This window comes from Blastococcus sp. MG754426, from assembly GCF_021699055.1.
Classification (GTDB): Bacteria; Actinomycetota; Actinomycetes; order Mycobacteriales; family Geodermatophilaceae; genus Blastococcus.
In genome coordinates this window covers 18,661-40,911 of sequence record NZ_SSXC01000018.1, presented here as the reverse complement: position 1 = coordinate 40,911, position 22,251 = coordinate 18,661, and the positions used below count along the sequence as shown (strand labels likewise).

Sequence of the window (22,251 nt, the reverse complement as noted above, 5' to 3'; positions counted from 1 at the left end):
TCACCGTTCCACACAGTGGCACAACCGTCAACAGCAGGGAGCGCACGTGTCCGAACCCGTCCAGCCGGGCGCCCTCGCGGGGGTCCGGGTCCTCGACCTCACCCAGGTCATGGCGGGGGCGTACTGCTCGATGCTGCTGGCCGACATGGGTGCCGACGTGATCAAGATCGAGCGGCCCGAGGGCGGGGACGACACGCGGCGGATGTCGCGCGGTCCCGACGTGGAGCTGTCGCCGGCGTTCAACGCGATGAACCGGAACAAGCGCGGCCTGGCCGTGGACCTGAAGGATCCGCGGGGGGCCGAGGTGGTCCGCCGGCTGGCGCGCGACGCCGACGTGCTGGTGGAGAACTTCCGGCCCGGTCTGCTCGACCGGCTCGGCCTCGGGCAGGAGGCGCTGCGGGCGGAGAACCCCCGGCTCGTCTACTGCTCCATCTCCGGGTTCGGTGCCACCGGCCCCTACGCCGGGCGCGGCGGCTACGACCTGGTGGCGCAGGCGATGAGCGGGCTGATGAGCATGACGGGCGAGCCGGGGCGCCCGCCGGTGAAGGTCGGCGTGCCCATCTGCGACCTGAACGCCGGCGTCTTCGCGGCCTACGGGGTGTTGTCGGCCTACATCCACCGGTTGCGGACGGGGGTGGGGCAGTTCGTCGACACGTCGCTGCTGGAGGCGGGGATCGCTTACACCGTCTGGGAGACGGCGATGTTCTTCGGGCTCGGTGACGTGGCCCGGCCGATGGGGTCGGCGCACCGCCTGTCCGCGCCCTACGAGGCGCTGCCGACCGCCGACGGCTGGATCGCCGTCGGCGCGGCCAACCAGCGGAACTGGGAACGGTTGTGCGAGGCGCTGGACTGCCGGGCACTGGCCCTGGATCCTCGCTTCGCCGACAACCCGGGGCGCATGAAGCACCGGATCGAGCTGGCGGGCGAGCTGGCGACGAGGCTCCGCACCCGCCCCACCGCCGCATGGCTCGAGGTGCTGGAGACCGCGGGCGTGCCGAGCGGTCCGCTCTACGACATCGAGCAGGTCTACTCCGACCCCCACGTGCGGGCCCGGGACATGGTCGTCGAGACGGTGCACCCCCGGATGGGCACGGTGCGCCACATCGGGGCCCCGGTGAAGCTGTCCGGCACCCCGGCCGCGATCCGCCGGCCGGCGCCGCTGCTCGGTCAGCACAGCCGCGAGGTCCTGGTGGAGGCCGGCATGTCCGCCTCCGACATCGACGAGCTGCTCGCCGACGGCGTGCTGCTGACCACCTCCGCGGGGGATCACCCCGGTGCCGCGTCGGAGGCCCCCTCTCCCGAGCCGACGGAGGTATCCGCGTGACCCACCTCGTGATGTCCGGACTGACCAAGAGCTTCGGCGCCGCCCGCGTCGTCGACGGGGTCGACCTCTCCATCGAGGAGGGTGAGGCCGTGGTGCTGCTGGGGCCCAGCGGCTGCGGCAAGACCACGTGCCTGCGGATGATCGCCGGCTTCGAGCGCCCGGACGCCGGCGAGATCCGGCTCCGCGACGAGGTCCTGGTCGGTGGGCGCACGTTCGTGCCACCCGAGCGACGGCGGATGTCGGTGGTCTTCCAGAGCTACGCGCTGTGGCCGCACCTGAGCGTGCGCGAGAACGTCGGCTACGGACCCACGACGGCGAAGGTGGGCCGCGCCGAGGTGCGGCGGCGGACCGACGAGGCGCTGTCGATGGTCCAGCTGGACGGGCTCGCCGACCGGTACGCCCACCAGCTGTCCGGCGGCCAGCAGCAGCGCGTCGCGCTGGCGAGGGCCCTGGTCAACGACCCCGCGCTGCTCCTGCTCGACGAGCCGCTGTCCAACCTCGACACCCGGCTGCGGGAGGAGATGCGGTCGGAGGTGAAGCGGATCCAGCGGTCGCTGGGCGTGACCATGGTCTACGTCACCCACGACCAGGCGGAGGCCCTGTCGCTGGCCGACCGCCTGGTGGTGATGCACGACGGTCGCATCGTGCAGGTCGGCAGCCCCGAGGACGTCTACCGCCGGCCGCGCACCGGGTTCGTCGCCCGCGCCCTGGGAGCGACCAACGTGCTGCCGGCCACCGTCCGCGGTGCCGTCGGCGGAGCTGTCGCCCTCGAACTGCCCGGCGGCGTCCCGGTCGAGGCGGACGCGCCGGCCGACGGCCCGCTGGGCGAGGGCCAGGCCGTCATGGTCTCCGTGCGCCCGGGGGACGTCCGGCTCACCCCGGCCGACCCCGGCGACACCTCCGGTGCCGTGGTCCGCGAGGCCCTGTTCTTCGGCGATCACGTCCAGTACTCCGTGGAGCTACCCGGGCTCACCGAGCCGATCAAGGCGACCGGTCCCAGCGTCGGACGGCTCCAGCCCGGCCAGGCGGTGTCGCTCGGGGTCGACCGCGGGGCCGCCGCCGTCCTGGGCGACCGCCCCGCGGCCGCCACCGAACACGTCAGCGCCGTCCCGGCACCCGTTCCCGGCCGGTCCGCGGCGTGAGCGCCGCCGTCTCCCGATCCCCCCGTCCGAACAGCGTCACCCACCCGAGAAGAGGCCCTGTGTTCTCCCACTGCTCCGCGCGCCGCCTGCTCACCAGCCTGACCGTCCCCATGGCCGTCGTGCTCGTCGCCGCCTGCGGCAACGGCTCGACCACACCGGCGTCGGACGCCGGATCCGGCGGCGAGCCGGCCGCGGTGGAGGGGATCGACCAGGAGCTGGTCGAGGCCGCGCAGGAGGAGGGCGGCGTCGTCCTCTACGCCGGAGGGCACACCCGCCCCGGCCTGGAGCTGCTCCAGGAGCGGATGCAGGAGCTCTTCGGCATCCAGGTCACCTTCACCCGCGAGGACTCGGGCGCGATCGCCAACTCCATCTCCGCCGAGCTGGCCAGCGGGTCGGTCAACGCGGACGTCGTCAGCCTCACCGATCCCGGCACCATGCAGGACTGGGCGGACGAGGGCGTCATCGCCGATGCCGACGTGCCCAACCTCGCCGACATCAGCGAGGGCCTGGACAACCCGGACAACCCGCAGGTGCCCTACAGCCTCGTCCCGCTGGGGATCATGTACAACTCCGCCAACACCGACCCGGCAGACCTCCCCACCACCTGGGAGGAGCTGGCCGGCGAGGACCACGGCGCCATCATCAGCGCCGACCCGGGTGCATCGGGCACCGCGCTGGCCTACTACACGATGCTCACGGGCCTCCACGGCGAGGAGTGGCTGGAGCAGCTGGCCGAGCGGCAGGTCTCCGTCACCGACAGCAGTCTCGCCCTCGCACAGCTGGTGCTCACCGGTGAGGCCGACATCGGCATCCCGGCCATCGAGTCGGCCGTGATCAGCGCCGCGGAGGAGGGCGAGCCCCTGGAGATCGCCTTCATGGAGGACGGGGTGCCGTCCTTCGCGTCCGAGCTGGCGATGCTCGCCGACGCGCCGCACCCGAACGCCGCGAAGCTGCTGGTGCAGTACCACCTGAGCGAGGACTTCCAGCAGGCCCTCGCCGACCAGGGCGGGCGCAGCGTGCTCCAGGGTGGTCCCCAGCCGCCGACCGGCGCCGACCTCTCCGACGCCACGCTCCTGACCGCGGACCTCTCGGAGATCGAGGAGCGCGGCGAGGACGTCGTTGCCCGCTTCGCGGAGCTGTTCAACCGATGAGCCGCCGACCGAACGGCTCCACCGCACCCCCGGGCCGCCCGTCATGGCGCTGACCAGCTCCGCCGCCCCGGCCGCGTCGGGCACCGACGCGGCCGGGGTGCCCCGGGACACCGGGGCTCCGCCCCGCCGCCGACGGCAGGCCCATCGGCGCGGCACCGGCTTCGAGCGCGCCATGCGCTGGGTGTGGGTGGTCGCGATCGTCGCCCTCATCGGCTACCCGGTCGCGCAGGTCTTCGGCCAGAGCTTCGTCGCCGACGACGGCGGGTTCACGCTCGGCAACTACGGGCTGCTGGCCAGCGAACCCCGCTTGGTCGAGGCGATCCTCAACTCGCTGTGGATCGCCTCGGGCACCGTGGTGGGCAGCCTCCTGCTCGGCCTCCCCGTCGCCTGGTTCGCGGTGCGGACGGATCTGCCGTTCCGGCGCTTCTTCCGCGGCACCGCGGTCCTCACCTTCGCCGCGCCCAGCTTCATCGCCGCACTCGGGTGGATCCTCCTGCTGGGGCCGCGCAACGGGCTGCTGAACACCACCTTGATGTCCCTCTTCGGCCTGGAGTCCGCGCCGTTCGACATCTTCAGCCCGTGGGGGATCATCTTCGTCCTCTCCCTCTTCCTCTACCCCCTCGTCTTCCTCCCGGTGTCGGCCGCGCTCGAGGGCATCGACCCGGCGCTGGAGCACGCGGCGGCCAGTCTCGGTGCCTCCCGGGCCCGGGTGCTCCGGACGGTGACGTTCCCGGTCATCGCGCCGGCGCTGATCGCCGGGTCGATCCTCGTCTTCGTCAGCGCCGCGGTGATCTTCGGCCCGGTCGCCATCCTGGGTGCGCCGACCGGGTTCCAGACCATCCCGACCGTCCTGCTGAGCCTCATGCAGTTCCCGCCCCGGATCGAGGCGGCGGCGGTCATCTCCGTGCCGATCCTCGTGATCATCGCGGGACTGCTGCTGGTCCAACGGCGTCTCGTCGGGGGGAAGAAGTTCACCGTCATCGGAGGCAAGCCGGGGCGGCAGGAGCTGACCCACCTCGGTCCCGCCGGCCGGGTCGCGGGGCTGGCCTTCTGCACGCTGGTCGTCGTCCTCAGCATCGTGCTGCCGTTCGGCATCCTGCTGGCGACGTCGTTCCGCGAGGCCCTCGGGCGACCGTTCGGGGCGGACAACTTCACGCTGACCGGCAACTACGAGCAGGTGTTCAGCCAGCCGCTGATCACGGCGGCCATGGGCAACAGCTTCTTCCTGGCCGTGGCGGCGACGGTGCTGGCGCTCGCGCTCGCGCTGCTCGCTTCGTGGCTCGTGCACCGGACCAGGGCGCGCAGCAACGCGGTGATCGCACCGGCGATGGCGGCCCCGCTGGCGTTCCCGGGCGCCGTCCTCGGTATCGGGCTGATCATCGCCTACGCCGCGCCGCCGTTCGGTCTGGGCGGGTCGCTCACCATCCTCCTCATCGCCTACGTCGGCAGCGCGCTACCGCTGACCTTCGCCTACGTGCACGCGGGCATGGGGCAGATCGGCGCCGAGGTCGAGGAGGCGTCGCGGAGCCTGGGCGCCTCGTGGGCTCGCACCTGGCGGCGCATCACCGTGCCGTTGCTGCGCCCGTCGCTGCTGGCGGCGGGGCTGCTCAACTTCGTCCTGCTGTTCCGGGAGCTGGAGATGTCGGTGTTCCTCTACACCGGCGCCAACCCGACCATCGCCACCGTCCTCTACAACCTGTCCAACGAGTCGCTGTACCAGCGGGTGGGTGCTCTCTCGGTGGTCATCCTGCTGATCAACATCGTCGTGGCGGTCATCGCCATGCGACTGCTCGACCACCGGCCCGGCGAGTCCCGCCGTCGCCGGACGACGCCCCGTCCAGACGCCCACGCATCCTCGGAGGAAGCCGCATGACCGTGACCACGACCGACGTAGGCCCCGGGGTCCACCTGCGCTACGAGACCCCGCACATCGCCGTCCTCACCCTGGACAGCCCGCCCTCGAACACCTTCAGCTGGGAGAGCCGGCGGTCGTTCATGAGGGCGCTCGACATCCTGGACGCCGACGAGCAGGTGCGCTGCCTGGTCATCACCGGGGAGGGGCGGGCGTTCACCGCAGGTGCCCACCTCGGCGAGGACCAGTCCATGAGCGACGAGCAGCTCGAGGACTACCTGGCCGGGTTCGGCCGGGTGCTGAACGGGGTGCAGAACTTCCGGGCACCGGTGATCGCCGCGATCAACGGGGCGACCATCGGCGGCGGGCTGGAGTTCGCGCTCTGCTGCGACATCCGCATCGCATCCACCGAGGCGTTCTTCGTGGCTGCCGGGGTGAACGTGGGGCTCATCGTGAGCTTCTGGCGTCTTCCGCGTGTCATCGGCCTGGGGCCGGCCAAGGAGATCCTGCTGACCGGGGCCCGGTACACCGCGCAGCAGGCGCTGAACTGGGGCCTGGTCACGGAGGTGCACGAGCCGGCCGACCTCATGACGGCCGCGCTCGCGAAGGCCCAGCGGATCGCCACCCGTGCGCCGCTGTCCGTGGAGGCGACGAAGGAGGCGGTCACCGGGGCGTTCGAGATGGACTTCGCGCAAGGGCAGGCGCTGCAGACCAAGCGCTTCCTCGAGATGTTCCGCACCGACGACCACCAGGAGGCGCTGCAGGCCTTCTTCGAGAAGCGGGACGGGAACTACCAGCGGCGCTGATCACCGCGCCCGTGCACGTCGGTGGCCGGCCGGCACGAAGCCCCGGCCGGCCACCGACGTCGTGTCGTCAGACCCGGCGCAGGACCGAGACCACCCGGCCGAGGATCGTCGCCTTGTCGCCCGGGATGGGCTCGTAGGCCGGGTTGTGCGGCAGCAGCCACACGTGACCGTCCCGCCGCTTGTAGGTCTTGACGGTCGCCTCGCCGTCGATCATGGCGGCGACGATCTCCCCGTTCTCGGCAGTGGGCTGCTGGCGGACGACGACCCAGTCGCCGTCGCAGATGGCGGCTTCGACCATCGAGTCGCCGGCCACCTTGAGCATGAAGACGGTCCCCTCGCCCACGAGCTCGCGGGGGAGCGGGAAGACGTCCTCCACCGCCTGTTCGGCCAGGACCGGGCCACCGGCGGCGATCCGCCCGACGAGCGGGACGTACGTGGGGGCGGAGGCCTGCTCGCCGTCGGCGACCACCGGCGGCTCGGCGTGCGTGGCCGCGCCCCGGCCCGTGTCACCGGGGAGCCGGACGTCCAGCGCGCGGGGCCGGTTGGGGTCGCGCCGCAGCCAGCCCTTTTTCTGCAGCACGGACAGCTGGTGGGCGACCGAGGACGCCGACGACAGCCCCACCGCCTCGCCGATCTCCCGGACCGACGGCGGGTAGCCCCGGCGGTCGATGGAGTCGCGGATCACCTCGAGGACCCGCCGCTGCCGCTGGGTGAGCCCGTCGCCGTCAGCCGTGCGATCGGGGAAGGTGCGCACCGACGCGGTGCCGCCCGCCTCCGGGGTCGCCCCGCGCGTGCCGCGCCCACCGCCGGAGGTCCCGCTCGAGTCCGCCACGTCTCCTCCTCGCCGGCTGCCCGTGCAGCGCTCGACCGTCGTCGTCCGCTGAACGGTAGCGCCGATCCCGGGCCAGTTCAAACACACGTTCGAAAGTTCTCCGTGTCGCATCGCTTCTGTCGGCATCGTCCGGTAGACATCGGACAGGCGTTCGAATCGAACAGGTGTTCGGGCCGGCGGGGTGCCGGCCAGGAGGGCGGGAGACATGGACAGCGGTGCTGCGTTGCGCGTCCGCGCGGAGTCGTCGGTGGGCGTGGCGCACGGCAGCGCGGCGCGGGTGCCCGCGCGCCACCTGAGGGTCCTGCCACCGCCCCGCGCCTACGCGGAACCCGTCGCGCCCGCGACCCGCCAGGGGGAGTCCCGGCCGGCGGGCCGCGCCCGGACGGTCGCCGGCCGGGCGGTGCCGCCGCCGGTCCCACCGCTCCGGCTGACGGCGCGCGGGCGCCGCGTGGTCGCGGTGGCCGTCCTGCTCCTGGGTCTCGGGGTGGTCGCCCTCGTCGGCGCCGCCCTCGGCGAGGACGGGGGCGGGCTGGAGCTGATGGGCACGACGAAGGTGATCGTGGAACCCGGGGACACGCTCTGGTCGATCGCGGGTGCAGCAGCCGGGGGGCGCGACGTGCGCGACGTCATCGTCGACATCCGCCGGCTCAACGAGCTCGGGAGCGCGGCGATCGCTCCCGGTCAGGTGCTGCTGCTGCCCTGATCGGCCGGTCCCGTGCGGCCGCGCGGCCATGGCGAGAGGTTCACAATGCCCGTTCGACGACTTCGTCAACCCTCTGTGTCGGCGCGTTCACGCAGTGTGCTCATGGCCCGCCTACGGTCATCCCGTGTCCAGCGTCATGGAGAGTCGCGCCGCGGTGTTCACCAGCCAGCCCCAGGTCGTCGAGGTCCACCAGGCGGGGAACTGGTGCGCCGGCGAGCTCCTGGGCTGGCGGCACGACGACGCGGGCGCCTGCCAGATGTGGGTCCGCGTCGTGGTCGACGGTGTCGAATGCACGGCCTGGACCGATCTGGCAGCGGTGCGACTGCCCGAGCCGCCGCCCGCCGAGGCCGTCCCGGCGACGCGGGTGATGCCCGCGCAGGCGCCTTCCCCGTCGCAGGAGGCCGGCCCGGTCGCCCATGACGAGACCGCCGGTCTGCCGCTGGAGCGGGATGCGGGCGTCCGCCCGGCCACCGCTCGCCCCGAGGGGCGTCGGCGGGCTCCCGAGGTCGCCGAGAGCCCGGCCACTCCGAGGCCGGCGACCGCGGCCGGTCGTCACCGGGCCCCGGCGACCGCTTCCGCCCCTGCCGTCGGTCGGCACCGGGCCGCCGACACCGGTCACCTCGAGCCGGTCGTGACGGGTGGGCCGGTCGTGGCGCGTGGCAACCGGTCCGGCGCGTGGGCGGTGCCCGCGGCGCGCGCCGCCCACCCGGTGGAGCGGCGTCCGGCCGGGCACGGCTGGACCCCTCCCGCGGACGTCGAGCCCGACCTGCTCACCCGGCCGATGCGCCTGGGGAACCAGGTCCCGCACTCCCGGCGGCCCCGGTTGGACGGCGCCGTCCACGTCTGACCCGCTCGCGCCCCGTGACGGAGGCCCGGCGGCCGGCCTCGCCCTGCTGCCGTACATGGCCTCCGGGTGGTCGTCGGCCGGGTGGCCGGCGCGCTCGCGGTGTGTCGGGTGTGCGGTCGACCGTGCCCGGCGCGACGGGTGCCCTCCCGCGGGGCGTTCGTCGGCGTGTCGCCGCGGTGCCGCTGTGACGGCTGGGGGCCGCTGTTCCGCCTGCGCACCGCAGTGTCGGGGCGGAACACGCCGGAGAAACGATCACTTGCACATCTTGTGGGCGCCGTCCTAGGGTTCCCCTACATCTAGTAGTTACACAGCTGTAAGCCCGTCCACAGGCCCATCCTCAGGTTCTCCCCGCGGCGTCCACCGGATGTCCCCAGGGAGCTCCACAGGCAGCCGGTGGCGGGCGCCCGGCGGAGGAGGTGAACCATCGTGCGCTGCCCGTTCTGCCACAACGCCGACAGCCGGGTGATCGACTCGCGGGAGGCCGACGAGGGCGCCACGACGCGTCGTCGCCGCTCGTGCCCTGCGTGCGGCCGGCGGTTCACCACCGTCGAGGAGGCGGTGCTCGCCGTCGTCAAGCGCAACGGCGTCAGCGAACCGTTCAACCGCAGCAAGGTCGTCGCCGGCGTCCGCCGGGCCTGCCAGGGCCGGCCGGTCGACGAGGACCAGCTCAAGCTCCTCGCCCAGCAGGTGGAGGACGCCATCCGCGCCAGCGGCGCCGCGGAGGTGCCGAGCCACGAGGTCGGCCTGGCCATCCTCGGCCCGCTGCGCGAACTGGACGAGGTGGCCTACCTCCGGTTCGCCAGCGTCTACCGCTCCTTCACCTCGGTGGCCGACTTCGAGCGGGAGATCGCCGAGCTCCGGGCCCGGCAGTCCGGCGGCGCGCCGCCGGGGGAGGAGGGGCCGCCCGCACCCCGTCAGCCGGTGCCGTCCGGCACCCCCGCCGGCACCTGAGAACTGTCGGTGCCACCCGATAGACAGCAGTTCGAGCAGTTACCGATCGCGGCTCTTCCCCAGCCCCCGATCCGCCACCGCGCAGCACCACCGCGCAGCCCCGCGATGCACCACGCGACACACGACCAGGGAGAGCTCCACACCATGACCGAGACCGACGACCGCGTGGCCGGCGCCCGCACCCGCCGCAGCGCCAAGACGCCCAGCCGTGCCAAGGGCCTCAAGATCAAGCGCGTCTTCACCACCGCTGGTGTGCACCCGTACGACGAGGTGACCTGGGAGCGTCGCGACGTCGTCATGACCAACTGGCGGGACGGCTCGATCAACTTCGAGCAGCGCGGTGTCGAGTTCCCGTCCGAGTGGAGCATCAACGCCACCAACATCGTCACCACGAAGTACTTCCGCGGTGCCGTCGGCACCCCGCAGCGCGAGACGAGCCTGCGCCAGCTCATCGACCGGGTGGTGCTCACCTACACCGAGGCCGGCCGCGAGCACGGCTACTTCGCCTCCGAGGGCGACGCCGAGATCTTCGAGCACGAGCTGACCTGGATGCTGCTGCACCAGTACTTCAGCTTCAACTCGCCCGTCTGGTTCAACGTCGGCACCAGCGCGCCGCAGCAGGTCAGCGCCTGCTTCATCCTCGCCGTCGACGACGAGATGGACTCGATCCTCAACTGGTACCGCGAGGAGGGCCTGATCTTCAAGGGCGGCTCCGGCGCCGGCCTGAACCTCTCCCGCATCCGGTCCTCCAAGGAGCTGCTCTCCTCCGGCGGCACCGCCTCGGGCCCGGTGTCCTTCATGCGCGGCGCCGACGCCTCCGCGGGCACCATCAAGTCCGGTGGTGCCACCCGCCGCGCCGCGAAGATGGTCGTCCTCGACATCGACCACCCCGACATCGAGGAGTTCATCGAGACCAAGGCGCGCGAGGAGGACAAGATCCGCGCGCTGCGCGACGCCGGCTACGACATGGACCTCGGCGGCAAGGACATCACCAGCGTCCAGTACCAGAACGCCAACAACTCCGTGCGCGTCTCCGACGAGTTCATGCGCGCGGTCGAGGAGGGCGACGAGTTCGGTCTCCGGGCCCGCCTCGACGGCTCCGTCATCGAGACCGTCGACGCCAAGTCGCTGTTCCGCAAGGTCACCCAGGCCGCGTGGGAGTGCGCCGACCCCGGCATCCAGTACGACGACACGATCAACGACTGGCACACCAACCCCGAGACCGGCCGCATCAACGCGTCCAACCCGTGCTCGGAGTACATGAGCCTGGACAACAGCTCGTGCAACCTGGCGTCGCTGAACCTCATGAAGTTCCTCAAGGACGACGGCACGTTCGACGCCAAGAACTTCGTGAAGGCCGTCGAGCTGGTCATCACCGCGATGGACATCTCGATCTGCTTCGCCGACTTCCCGACCGACCCGATCGGTGAGACCACCCGGGCCTACCGCCAGCTGGGCATCGGCTACGCCAACCTGGGCGCCCTGCTCATGGCCACCGGCCACGCCTACGACTCGCGCGGTGGCCAGACGCTGGCCGCGGCCATCACCTCGCTGATGACCGGCACCGCCTACCGGCGCTCGGCCGAGCTCGCCGGCATCGTCGGGCCGTACGAGGGCTACGCCCGCAACGCGGACGCGCACGCCCGGGTGATGCGCAAGCACGCCGCCGCCAACGACGCCATCCGCCCGGTGGGTGCCGACGACGCCGACGTGCTGAAGGTCGCCACGCAGCAGTGGCAGGAGTGCCTGGAGATCGGCGCCGACAACGGCTGGCGCAACGCCCAGGCCTCGGTGCTGGCCCCCACCGGCACGATCGGCTTCATGATGGACTGCGACACGACCGGCATCGAGCCGGACTTCTCGCTGGTCAAGTTCAAGAAGCTGGTCGGCGGCGGCTCCATGCAGATCGTCAACCAGACGGTGCCGCGGGCGCTGCGCAGCCTGGGCTACCAGGAGGAGCAGATCGAGGCGATCGTCGAGTACATCGCCGAGCACGGCCACGTCGTCGACGCGCCGAGCCTGCGCCCCGAGCACTACGAGGTGTTCGACTGCGCGATGGGTGAGCGGGCCATCTCCCCGATGGGTCACGTCCGGATGATGGCCGCGGTGCAGCCCTTCATCTCCGGCGCCATCTCCAAGACGGTCAACATGCCCGAGACGGCGACCGTCGAGGACGTCGAGAACATCTACTTCCAGGGCTGGAAGATGGGCCTCAAGGCGCTGGCGATCTACCGCGACAACTGCAAGGTCGGCCAGCCGCTGTCCGACGCCAAGGCCAAGAAGGCGGAGAAGGCCGTCGAGGCCGAGGTCGCGCCGAGCCCGGTCTCGCACCCGGTGCGCAAGCGGCTGCCCAAGAAGCGGACGAGCGTCACCACCTCGTTCAGCGTGGCCGGCGCCGAGGGTTACATGACCGCCGGCATGTACGAGGACGGCAGCCTCGGCGAGGTCTTCCTGAAGCTCGGCAAGCAGGGGTCGACCCTGGCCGGTGTGATGGACGCCTTCTCCATCTCGCTGTCCATCGCGCTGCAGCACGGTGTGCCGCTGGAGACCTACATCCAGAAGTTCACCAACATGCGGTTCGAGCCGGCCGGCATGACCGACGACCCGGACATCCGGATCGCCCAGTCGGTGATGGACTACATCTTCCGCCGCCTGGCGCTGGACCACCTGCCGGTGGAGAAGCGGGCCACCCTGGGCATCTTCACCGCCGAGGAGCGGGCGGCCCAGGTCGCCGGCTACGGCACCTCGGCGTCGACGGCCACGGTCGTCGAGGAGGACGAGGTCGACCTGGAGCAGCTGCGCGGCTCCGCGCCGATCGAGACGGCTCCCGCCCAGGAGAAGGTCACGCCGGAGGGCCCGAAGTCGGTGAAGGAGGCCCACTCCTCGGCCGAGCTGCTCGAGCTGGTCACCGGCACCGCCACCGACGCGCCGCTGTGCATGACCTGCGGCACGAAGATGCGGCCGGCCGGCAGCTGCTACGTCTGCGAGGGCTGCGGCTCCACCAGCGGCTGCAGCTGATGGGAAACGTGAAGGTAAATGAGACCGAAATCGCGGCTCCATGAGACTCGAATAACGTATCGGTGAGACTCCGATGTGACTTGAGTGAGACTCGGATCGCGCAGTGAGACTCAGATCGACGTTCTGTGCGGTATCCACGGCATGGGCCGAGTTCTGTCACAGTACGAAACGATGCTTGGAAGGTGGTGAGAGTTCCGGTGACTAAGAATGATCGGCACGTGGTGCCGGGCAAGAATGGTGGCTGGGATGTGCGGGCGCCCGGGGCTTCTCGGGCGAGCGCGCACACGCGGACGCAGTCGGAGGCGACGGACCGGGCACGTGACATCGTCCGTAACGCCGGCGGTGGTGAGGTGCGCATCCATGGTCGGGACGGCAGGGTTCGGGACTCGGACACGGTCGCGCCAGGGAATGACCCGAATCCGCCGCGGGATCGGAAGTGATCTCGTGGACCAGTGGCTGTGGACCTGGAATGGTGCCTCGTTCGGATTCCGGGATGGGGACCAACTTTCTCGGCAGGACGGTTCGCATGTCGGCAAGTTCGACGGGTCGGAGGTCTTTGACGCGCGGAATGGTCGGTATCTCGGTGAGGTCATCGAGGATCGACTGATCCGGAAGGGCAACAAGGCGCACAAGGTGCGTACTCCGCCGAGTCCGCGGACTCGGAGTGCGCGAGTGCCACGTGTGCCGAGGGTTCCGCGGGTCATGCGGGTGGGCTACGAGGACTGGCCGCTGATCTGACGACGGGCCTTGGGGAGGGGCGGCGGTGCTGCGCCTCCCCAAGTGCTGCCGGGGACGAAATCAACGGTGGCGGTCGGGTTCGGCAAGGTAGAGGGGGAGTGGGGTGGCGGCGCGGCTGGCGGGGATCTCGGTGCGGGGCTTGCGCTGCCTGCATGGGCTGGAGTTGCCGTTCGATCCGTTGACGGCGCTGATCGGCGCGAACGGGGCGGGGAAGTCGAGCACGGTCCGGGCGTTGCAGTTCTTGTTCGGTCAGGTCGACCTGGATGACGACGATGTGACTGACGGGCTCGGTGAGCCTGAGTTGTCGGTGACCGCGACGATCACCGACCTGCCGCTGGAGTGGGCTGAGCGGCTTCGGCCATGGCTGAACGGCGTGGGTGACCTGGTGATCACGCGGTCGCGAGTGATCGGGGAGAACGGTCGTCCCGTGGTGGCCTGGTCGGGTGAGCGGGCGCAGGTGCCGGAGTTTGTCGAGGTACGGGCCGCGGTGTCTGCTGGTGCTCCGGCTGCCACGGTGAAGGAGCTGTACGCGAAGGCCCGCGCGACGCTCGATGACGGCCTGCCCGGGTGTTCGAGCAAGCAGGCGGCGGTGGACGCAATGGACGCGTATGAAGCGGCGCACCCAGAGGCGGCGACCCAGTCCGGCCCGGACGCGACTCTGCGGTTTGGCGGTGGCGGCGTATGGGATCTGGGTGGACTGTTGGAGCTGCTGGTGTTGCCGGCGATGAGGGACGCGGCCGACGACGCGTCCGACGGTAGGGGCAGCACCCTTGGGCGGCTCGTCGAGCTGACGGTCCGGTCCGGTCTGGACCTGGACGGTGAGCTGGCGGAGTTGTCGTCGAGGACAGCTCGCGAGTACGAGCAGATCCTCGCCGATGGCGCCGGGACTCGGCTGGATGACTTGTCAGCGAGCATCACCGAGCAGATTGCGGCGTTCGCACCGGGCACGCAGGTGACCTTGGCGTGGGAGCCGCGGCTGCCGTCGCTGGCGCCGCCGCCGGTCCGGGCCCGGATCATCGAGTCGGGCCATGAGGCCGACATCGGCCGGCAGGGACACGGGGTGCAACGCGCGTACGTGTTCTCGCTGCTGCGCGCGTTGCTGGATGCGCGCCGCGGTGATGCGCCGGGGCAGCCGGGGTTGCTGCTGGTGATCGAGGAGCCGGAGGTGTATCAGCATCCGGTGCGGGCGCGGTATGTCGCCCGGGTACTGGCGGACTTGGCCGGTGACACGGCCCGCTCGACGCAGGTGGTGTACACGACGCACAGCCCGTACTTCGTCAGTGTGGACGATGTCCCGGCGGTGCGGCTGCTGCGGTTGTGCCCCGTCGGCGCCCAGGCGGGGCCAGCGGCGTGCACGCGTGCCTACGCGGCCTCGCTCACCGCGATCGCTGAGCGTCTCGACGAGGTTCGCAACGGGGCGGGGAAGCCGTGGACTGCTGCGCGGGTTGCTGCGCAACTGCCGGCGCTGCTCGGGTCGGCGGTCTCGGAGGGGTTGTTCGCTGACGCGGTGGTCCTAGTCGAGGGGGATGAGGACGTCGGCTTGATCGACGGCGCCGCTCAGGCGGCCGGTACCGATCTGGCAGGTGCCGGGATCGCATTGGTCGCAGTCGACGGCAAGGCTAACCTGTTGCTCGCCGCCGAGATCATCCGGCAACTCGGGGTGCCGGTGTTCGTGTTGTTCGACACCGACGAGAAGCCGGCGGGGCAGCACAGCGATGCGGATGCGCTGCGGTTGAACGCGATGCTGTCCCGGTTGGCCGGCGGGCCGGGGGAGGAGCGCCCGGAGACCGAGGTCACGGAGCGGTGGGCGGCGGCCAAGCCGAGCCTGCGTGCGGTGTTGGACGACGAAGTAAACGTGGCGGTGGTGCGGTCGGCGTATGCGTCTACGGCTCGGTCGATGGGGCTGCCGGAGTCGACGATGAAGAACGGGTACCTGGTGCGGACGGTGGTGCGCGGCTTGCACCGGGACGGGCACCGGTCTGCGACGTTGGAGAAGATTGTCGCTGCGGTCGCCGCCTTGCCCGGCGGAACGGGCTAGCCGTCCGGCTCCAGTTCTGTCGGAGCCCGCCGATACACTTCAATGCGACGGACTGCGTATGCGGGAACCGTCACCCGGAGCCGGGACTGCGTAAGCGGGAACCGGCCCGGGTAGCCGGCCGGCTGGCCGGAAGTGGAGGCGCCCCCCGGCTGGGAGGGCGCCTCCGCCGCTGATAGGAGGAACACCCGGTGTACGTCCTGGCCTTGGACGAGTCGGGCACGCACAGCGGAGCACCCGTACTGCTGCTCGCCGGACTCGCCGTGCACGAGGCCGACGTCCGCCTCCTTGAACAGGCGCTGCACGGCGTGCTCACCCAGCACCTGACCCCGCTCGGGCTCGACGCCGACCAGTACGAACTGCACGCGAAAGAGCTCAAGACGCCCTCCCGGGGACGACCGGCTCGGCCGCCCTACCCGGCGACTCAACCGAGCGAATGGGTCGGCGTTCCCTCCGCGGTCCGTCTCGCCATCCTCTCCGACGTCCACACCGCGATCACCACGCTCGCTCCGACCGACCCGGCCTACCCGCCGCGCATCTTCGGCGCCGTCATCGACCGCAGCCATCCCCGGTACGGGCCGGTCAAGGCCGCCGACGCCTACGCCTACGAACACGTTCTGCACCGGTTCGACGAGATGCTCGGCCGCCTCAACGCCACCGCACCCTCCCACCAGCGCGGCGTGATCATTCACGATCGCCGGCAGCAGCACGAACGCCGCATCCAGGAGCAGACCCGGATCTGGCAGCGCAAGGGCGCTGGGCTGGACTCTCTGCTGCAGGTGCCGCTGTTCATCGATAGCCGAGCCAGCCGCCTGATCCAGGCCGCCGATCTTGTCGCGTACGCGCTGTGGCGGCATTACCAGCCGACCAGCGACCAGACGCACTCCACCGGACTGTGGCCGCTGGTCGACACCAACGACCGCGGCGAACTAAGCGGACTCATTCACATCACAGCCAAGTTCCGGCAATGCCCCTGCCCGCCGTGTGTGAGCCGCACCGCCATTTGATCGGCAATTGCCGTGTGGCCAGGCGGAGAGGTCGGTGGGTGCTCAAGCGCTCAACAGGCGACTTGTGGCCTCGGGGGGATCGCTTCGCCCCTGCTCCAGGCGTAGTCGGTGGTCAGACGCGCCGCGGTCAGGCGTCGAATGCGTAGGCGGCGTCGGGGGTGAGGCGGTGGCTGTTGCTGCCGCCGTTCAGTTCATGACAGACGATGCCCAGGTTCATGAGCCCGGCCAACGGCATCAGTTTGTCTTCTTGCAGGCGGGTGCTGTGCAGCCGGCCGGTCATGATGCCGTGAAGGATTTCTGCCTGGCGCAGGTCCATCCCGTCCGAGGCGATCCGATGGGAGGCGACGCGGTCGGCGTCCTCGTCGCCGCTGCTGTCGATAGGGCGCAAGGCGATCCCGCCGTTGAGTTCGTGAATGGTGATGCCGGCGGGTTGCAGCTGGGCGGTGAGGGCGTCTTGGGCGGCGCGAAGTCTGGCGCGGTCCCACTGGAAGACGGTGGCGATGGTGACCTTGCGCAGGAGCCGCGTGTCTTGCAGCAGCAGGCGGCCGAGGCGGCTGACGTCTGCGGCAAGGGTGTCGCTGGTGCCGGGTTCGTACGGGTTTTCGGGGTGCGGAGATGCATCGCCGTCGTGGCGGGGCAGCAGGTCGGTGACGGGGACGCCGAGGACGTCGGCGATACGTGTTAGTTGGTGCAGCGGAGTCTCGCCGGGGATGCGGTTGGTCGTTTCGATGGATCGGACGCTGGGGCCAGACAGCCCGGTTCGGCGGGCGAAGGCCCGCAGGGTGCCCTGGTCGCCGAGCATCTGCCGGCGGCGGCGGACGATGTGCCCGTTGATCGGTTCGGATTTCACGCCGCGGCTCCGTCGCGCAGTCGGTGCACGCTGAGGTCGAGGTCTGTCACGAACGGGTGCTTGCCGGTGGCGTCGCGCCAGCGGGGGATGGTCAAAGGGAGTCCCAGGTCGCGCCGTGCGGCGTGCAGGGCGGTGCGGATTGCCGGGGCTTCGCTGGTGAACAGCCGGGTCGTGGCGGCCGTGCGGCGCTTGGCCTCTTCAGCACACCGCTGAAAGCGGAGGGCGCGCAGGTGTAGCCGGCCCTCGTCGCACAGCGGCACGGGAGTGCCGGCGGCGGTCACCGCGCCGGTGTCGGTTACGTCGCTGACCTGCAGCGTGAGGAGCTGCTCGATGCTGAGCTGGGCGTCGGTGAGCACGACTGCCGCGGCCTTCCACGGGGCGTAGAGGCGGCGGACTAGCCGTAGTTCGTCGCCGGTCAGCCGACGATGGGTGGCGTCGGCGATGAAGTAGCCGAGGCTGCTCAGGTCGATCTTGAGCAGAATGCCGTTAACGAACGCCGCCGCTTGGCAGGCCCGAAGGATCGTCGCTGCGTGGGCCGGATTCACGACCGATGCCAGTTGGACGCGCAGGAAGTTGATGGTCTCGGCCTCGGTGAGGTCGCCGGTCAGGATGGCCCGAGCGCTGCGAAAGGCGAATACGTAGGCGTTGTCCACCTGCCGGAACTCCTCAGGGCTGAGGAGTCGCCGGCAGGTGGCCCGGAACAGCGGGAAGTCCACGTACGGAACCTCGGGAGGGAACGCAGAGGTGCCGCGCCGCTCGATGATCTCGGCCGGCGCCTGGAAGCGCTGCGGGTCCCAGTCGAGCAGGTCGCCTCCGGTCGCGGCGACCCAGTTGCGGGCGGTGCTGTTGCGGTCCAGCTCGCTGACCAGGTCCAGGTCGAGGTCGAGGTCGTCGGCCAGCTCCAGCAGATAGCCCAGCCCCTCGTCGCGGGTGCGGGCTCGTGCCCACTCGCAGTGCACGACCACGATCCGTTGGATGGTGTGGGCGCGCAGGTAGGCCTGAGTCACGGCGCGGTCGTCGGCGACGGACTGGGTGCGGGCGGCGGCGTAGTCCCGGTCCTTGCCCATCGCGGCCAGCAGGTCCCGGTAGACCCAGTTCCCGTACTTGCTGCCCGGCCGCATGCTGATCGCCAGCGTGCCGGCGTCCGGCGCGTTCAGGTCCAGCAGCTGGCTGGTGGGCATCTCAACCGGGTTGTGCGTGTGTGTGATGCGCATCAGGCCACGTCCTGGTCGGAGCTGTCCACGATGTCTCGACGGTCCACCCGTAGCAGCAGCTCGTCGGCGAGCGCGCCGTCGATCCTGGTGGCCTCGGGGTAGTCGGAGTCGAGCAGCAGGAGGATCTGCGACCAGTCGCGTAGCCGGCCGCGGCAGTGCCGCTGGTCGAGCCTGGCGAGGATGCCGGCCGCGGTGCGCTTGAGCCGCGGATCCAGGTCGTGCAGCACCGTCATCAGGTCGTCACCGGTCAGCCGTTGGAAGCGGGCGCGGACGAGGACGCGGTCGTCCAGGGCGGGTTGGGTGCGGATCGCGGTCTCCACCCCGTTGCCGACGAGCAGCAGTCCGAAGGACTCGCGCGTGACGTCGTGGATGTAGCGCAGCTCGCTGATGCCCTGCCCGCCGATCGTCTGCACCTCATCGACGATGAGCAGGCCGTTCCAGTCGCGCAGCAGATCGATCGCTGCGTCTTCCAGGGCGTCGCCGCTGGCGTCGAAGTCGTCGCCGCTGAGCGCGCGCACGATCTTGCGCAGGGCGGTCAGCTTCGCCGGTCGGGGTGGCATCGTCAGGTTGATGGTGGGGACTTCTTGCTGGGAGGCGACCCACTCGGCGGTGGTGGTCTTGCCCGTGCCGACCGGCCCGTCGAACAGCCCGATCGCCTGGTTGCGCAGGACGGTGTCGGCGGTGTCGACGCCTTCGATCAAGAACGGGGTGGTGACGACGGTTTCGGGCATGCCGGAGATGCGGCGGCGACTCATGGCGATCACTTCTCCTCGGGGTGGGGCGGCTTGGGCGTGGACAGGCCTCGGCGGGCGACTCGGTCGGCGGCGCGGCTGGCGCGGGCTTTCGTGCGCGCCGGGTGTTCCCCGCGCGGGGGTGCCGGCGGGAGGGGGGCCTTGCGGCGGTGGACGGGCGTTGCGCGGCTGCGCTCGGTGTTGATCACGGTGACCGACCCCGACCCCTGATCGGCGGGACCTGACTTCGCGGCGGTGACGGTGAGGTCGGGCTCCGGTTCAGGCTCACCGGCTCCGGGCGTGGTGGACTCGTCGACTGCTGAGCCCGACGCGATGTCACCCCACAGGTCGGAAGGTGGCTCCTGGGTTACCGCGGCGGGGTGGTCACGGTCGCTGGTGGAAGAGCCGTCTGGAGTCCAGTCGTCGGCCGGGTCGTTCACTGCGCTCCAGGTCGGTTCGCTGTCGGTGGAGACGGCTTGGCCGTGCAAGCGGCGGGAGGTGGCATCGGCGTCGATTCGCCGGGCCATCTCCTCCTGCTTGGCTCGGGTCTGCATCAGCTTCACCCGGTTGGCGGTGGTGATGCGGTCCTCGTGAATGGCGAAGGTGAAGTGGTTGAACTCGCGGGTCGGGCTGATCGCGATGAAGTCGGCGTTGCGTTCCAGATACCGGACGTAGACGTCTTCCCCGGCCCGGTGGTTGTCGTCGACGGGGGTGTAGTAGCTGTTCCGGAAGAAGACCCCCTTGGTGAGGATCTTGTGGCTGGCGCCTTCCTTCATCATGTTGGCGACCAGGGAGTCCTCGCCGATCTCCACCAGTTCGGTGTCGTCGCTGAGCCACTTGGTTACCGGGGCGCGGCCTTGCAGCACACCTTGAACGCGCCCGACGTTCCAGTGCACCCGGACCTCATCCAGATGGCGCGCCAGCTTCTCGATACCCCACAGGTCGCCGCGGTTGGGCGGCATGAACCGCGGAGTCCCCGAGCGGGTGAACCCGCCAAGGGTGACTCCGGGCACCCCGCGCAGGGCTTCCCGTTGGAGCAGGCCGACCTTGGTCTCGGTCTGGCCGTTCTGCCAGTGCGCGTGGTTGTCGATCGGCACCCCGACGATGCCGAGCCGGGCGATGCCCTTGGCGATGACCTCGCCCAGATGCTCCTTGGCGTTGTCGTACTGCACCTGCACCGGCAGGCCGCCGATGAAGGTGCCGTCGTAGACGCGGCCGACGGCGGCCTCGGTCAGCGCCGCGGCGACCGTCTCCGCCGTTGGCCGGCCGATGATCAACATGACCGAGAGCAGGGAGCGGCTGTAGAAGTCGGTCACGATCGTCATCCACGGCTTGATCGGGTCCTTGAACCGCGGGATCGTCACCCACACCGGCAACTCGGTGTGGTCGAAGCCCCAGGTGTGGTTGCGGTGCAGTGGCTTGCCGATCAGATACAGCCGGTTGCGGACCAGCGCCTCGTGGCCGTGCAACGCGGACTCGAACAGGCCGCGGTCGACCTCTTTGAGCCGCCGGCAGTAGGTCTGGTACGTGACGGGTACGTGGCCCGCGTCGTGCCGCTCCCGCCACGCCTCCTGCACAGTCAGGTGAGTGGCGACGGCGACGTAGTCCTCGGGGGTGGGCATCCAGCCGCGCTCGGCCGCCGGTTCGGGAAAACCGTCCTTGAGCCAGCGGCGCAGGGTCGAGTAGCCGATGTTGTAGAGGTCCGCGAGCTGGCGCAGCGAGTCGTTGGACCAAGAGCCGTCGCCCCGTCGCAACCGGCAGGCAGCCTCGTAGGCGGCGGCTCGCTCCGACCAGGAGGTCATGCCGCCGCCCCCAGTTCGGGCAGCACCGAGAGGTCTCCGCCAGCGCCGATCAGCGCCTCGTGCTGGTCGCGTAGCGCGACAGGGGACAGCGGCGTGGCCGCCAACGGCGCCACGGAACCGTCGGGTCGATGCAGCTGCGCGTTGGCCAGTGCGCTGACCGGCAGCAGGCGTACTCCGACGCACGGGGTGCCGTAGGCCGACGCGCCGCGCACGAATCGGTCGAGCTGGGCCAGCGTGGCTTCGTCGAGCACCAGCTGCGGGTTCCTCCACGCCTTGAGCTCATCGAAGAACACCCCGAGGGTGGGATGTTCATAGGTCAGGTCGACCCGGCCCCCACCCAGGGCCTGTTCGGCGCCGAGATAGGCGACGAAGGACGGCGGCGCTAGACGCTGCACGTAGTGGCTGGCCAGTGACGTGATCCGGGTGGCGGCGGCCTGCCGCCGTCCGCGCACCATCTCCGCCGCTACCAGGGCCACGGCCTGGTCGAAGAGGAGATCGACCAACGCCGAGGGCGTCAGGCTGCGGGCGGTGTCCAGGTTGTCGGCGAGCAGACGCTGAGCGAGTGATCCGACGATGCGATCGAAGTTCAGTGAGGCACTCTCCGGGACCTCGACGACGTCCAGTACCGAACGGCGCGTGCGGCGCAGATGCCCCGCGCTGACGTGCGGCGGGCGGGTGGGCGCGAACCTGCGAGGGCGCGGCGGGGTCGGCCCCGTCACCGGCCCCACCCTGAAGGCAAGCCGCCGGGGCTGGTGGCGTCCGGGCCCAGGGACGGCGACGGCTGTGGCCGGTTGGCTGGTGCGGGTCGCGCCGCGGTCTCACCGAAGATCACAAAGTAGAGACGGAAGCTGCTGGTCAGATACTGAGCACGGAGCGTGAACGGCTCACCCGCAGGGAGGACGCTGCTCTGCGGCTGAACGGCTGGCGATCCCGCGACCACGCCGTTCGGGTCCGTGCGGGACGTGACCCTCGCGGTGGTGCAGCCCGACCGGCGAGGGGCTGGGCGGCCGGAGCTATCGATGGCCCTCCACTCCCGTAGAGCTGCAGTTCGTTCCGCAGTCGGGCAGGCGGTGAGGTCGTGCTGTCGGGCGGGCTGATTGCCCGCTGGCAGCGCGGGGGCGACCGTCCGGGACGCGGGCAGCGTCTCGATTCGGAAAGCCACGGTGCCAGCAGTGACGCGGGGTTGCCAACTGGCCGGCTGGTCAGCAAAAATGGGCATGCAAGATCACTTCTCTGTGGGTTGACGAC

At 70.7% G+C, this 22,251-nt stretch carries 18 protein-coding genes; 12 read left to right on the top strand and 6 right to left on the bottom strand.

Going from position 1 to position 22,251, the window contains the following annotated elements:
• Positions 1-46 precede the first annotated feature (46 nt).
• The 5 genes from E9549_RS08750 to E9549_RS08730 are packed head-to-tail and all read left to right on the top strand — an operon-like array spanning position 47 to position 6,275.
• Positions 47-1,324: a CaiB/BaiF CoA-transferase family protein gene (locus E9549_RS08750; protein ID WP_236826157.1), complete on the top strand. Its 1,278-nt coding sequence runs from the start codon at positions 47-49 to the stop codon at positions 1,322-1,324.
• Entirely contained in the window at positions 1,321-2,466 is a 1,146-nt protein-coding gene (locus E9549_RS08745) for an ABC transporter ATP-binding protein (protein WP_236826156.1), read from the top strand. Before E9549_RS08750 ends, E9549_RS08745 begins: the two co-directional genes overlap by 4 nt.
• Positions 2,467-2,525: 59 nt before the next feature.
• A complete protein-coding gene (locus tag E9549_RS08740; RefSeq protein ID WP_236826155.1) occupies positions 2,526-3,617 on the top strand; it encodes an extracellular solute-binding protein in 1,092 nt (363 codons plus the stop codon).
• 43 nt (positions 3,618-3,660) lie between these two features.
• Positions 3,661-5,490, top strand: coding sequence for an iron ABC transporter permease (locus E9549_RS08735; RefSeq protein WP_236826154.1), 1,830 nt, complete (start codon positions 3,661-3,663; stop codon positions 5,488-5,490).
• Positions 5,487-6,275, top strand: coding sequence for an enoyl-CoA hydratase/isomerase family protein (locus tag E9549_RS08730; protein WP_236826153.1), 789 nt, complete (start codon positions 5,487-5,489; stop codon positions 6,273-6,275). The genes E9549_RS08735 and E9549_RS08730 overlap by 4 nt, the downstream gene beginning before the upstream one ends.
• Before the next feature lie 67 nt (positions 6,276-6,342).
• Here E9549_RS08730 and lexA read toward each other — a convergent pair whose 3' ends face one another.
• Positions 6,343-7,107, bottom strand: coding sequence for a transcriptional repressor LexA (lexA, locus tag E9549_RS08725; protein ID WP_236826152.1), 765 nt, complete (start codon positions 7,105-7,107; stop codon positions 6,343-6,345).
• Positions 7,108-7,312: 205 nt separating this feature from the next.
• Here lexA and E9549_RS08720 point away from each other — a divergent pair, with 205 nt between their 5' ends.
• The 7 genes from E9549_RS08720 (at position 7,313) to E9549_RS08690 (ending at position 16,406) form a co-directional block, all read left to right on the top strand.
• The gene (locus tag E9549_RS08720; RefSeq protein WP_236826151.1) at positions 7,313-7,810 is read left to right on the top strand and encodes a LysM peptidoglycan-binding domain-containing protein; all 498 of its coding nucleotides are present in this window, start codon (positions 7,313-7,315) and stop codon (positions 7,808-7,810) included.
• Between the two features lie 124 nt (positions 7,811-7,934).
• Positions 7,935-8,657, top strand: a complete 723-nt coding sequence (locus E9549_RS08715) for a hypothetical protein (RefSeq protein ID WP_236826150.1) — start codon at positions 7,935-7,937, stop codon at positions 8,655-8,657.
• Positions 8,658-9,083: 426 nt separating this feature from the next.
• Entirely contained in the window at positions 9,084-9,608 is a 525-nt protein-coding gene (nrdR, locus tag E9549_RS08710) for a transcriptional regulator NrdR (protein ID WP_236826149.1), read from the top strand.
• 144 nt (positions 9,609-9,752) lie between these two features.
• Positions 9,753-12,626 (top strand): vitamin B12-dependent ribonucleotide reductase, encoded by a 2,874-nt coding sequence (locus E9549_RS08705; protein WP_236826148.1) that lies wholly within the window; start codon positions 9,753-9,755, stop codon positions 12,624-12,626.
• A gap of 125 nt (positions 12,627-12,751) precedes the next feature.
• Positions 12,752-13,066 (top strand): DUF2188 domain-containing protein, encoded by a 315-nt coding sequence (locus tag E9549_RS24460; protein ID WP_374201428.1) that lies wholly within the window; start codon positions 12,752-12,754, stop codon positions 13,064-13,066.
• Between the two features lie 401 nt (positions 13,067-13,467).
• Positions 13,468-15,402, top strand: coding sequence for an AAA family ATPase (locus E9549_RS08695; protein WP_236826147.1), 1,935 nt, complete (start codon positions 13,468-13,470; stop codon positions 15,400-15,402).
• Between the two features lie 188 nt (positions 15,403-15,590).
• Positions 15,591-16,406 carry a DUF3800 domain-containing protein gene (locus E9549_RS08690; protein WP_236826146.1) on the top strand — a complete coding sequence of 272 codons (816 nt, stop codon included), beginning with the start codon at positions 15,591-15,593 and terminating at the stop codon, positions 16,404-16,406.
• Between the two features lie 127 nt (positions 16,407-16,533).
• Here E9549_RS08690 and E9549_RS08685 read toward each other — a convergent pair whose 3' ends face one another.
• The 5 genes from E9549_RS08685 to E9549_RS08665 are packed head-to-tail and all read right to left on the bottom strand — an operon-like array spanning position 16,534 to position 21,722.
• Complete coding sequence (locus tag E9549_RS08685) at positions 16,534-17,256, bottom strand: helix-turn-helix domain-containing protein (RefSeq protein WP_236826145.1); 723 nt, start codon at positions 17,254-17,256, stop codon at positions 16,534-16,536.
• Positions 17,253-18,470, bottom strand: a complete 1,218-nt coding sequence (locus tag E9549_RS08680; RefSeq protein WP_236826144.1) for a hypothetical protein — start codon at positions 18,468-18,470, stop codon at positions 17,253-17,255. Before E9549_RS08680 ends, E9549_RS08685 begins: the two co-directional genes overlap by 4 nt.
• A complete protein-coding gene (locus tag E9549_RS08675; RefSeq protein WP_236826143.1) occupies positions 18,470-19,201 on the bottom strand; it encodes an ATP-binding protein in 732 nt (243 codons plus the stop codon). Before E9549_RS08675 ends, E9549_RS08680 begins: the two co-directional genes overlap by 1 nt.
• A 29-nt stretch (positions 19,202-19,230) precedes the next feature.
• Entirely contained in the window at positions 19,231-21,003 is a 1,773-nt protein-coding gene (locus E9549_RS08670) for a hypothetical protein (RefSeq protein WP_236826142.1), read from the bottom strand.
• On the bottom strand, positions 21,000-21,722 hold the full coding sequence (locus E9549_RS08665; protein ID WP_236826141.1) for a hypothetical protein: 723 nt from the start codon (positions 21,720-21,722) through the stop codon (positions 21,000-21,002). The genes E9549_RS08670 and E9549_RS08665 overlap by 4 nt, the downstream gene beginning before the upstream one ends.
• Positions 21,723-22,251 lie beyond the last annotated feature (529 nt).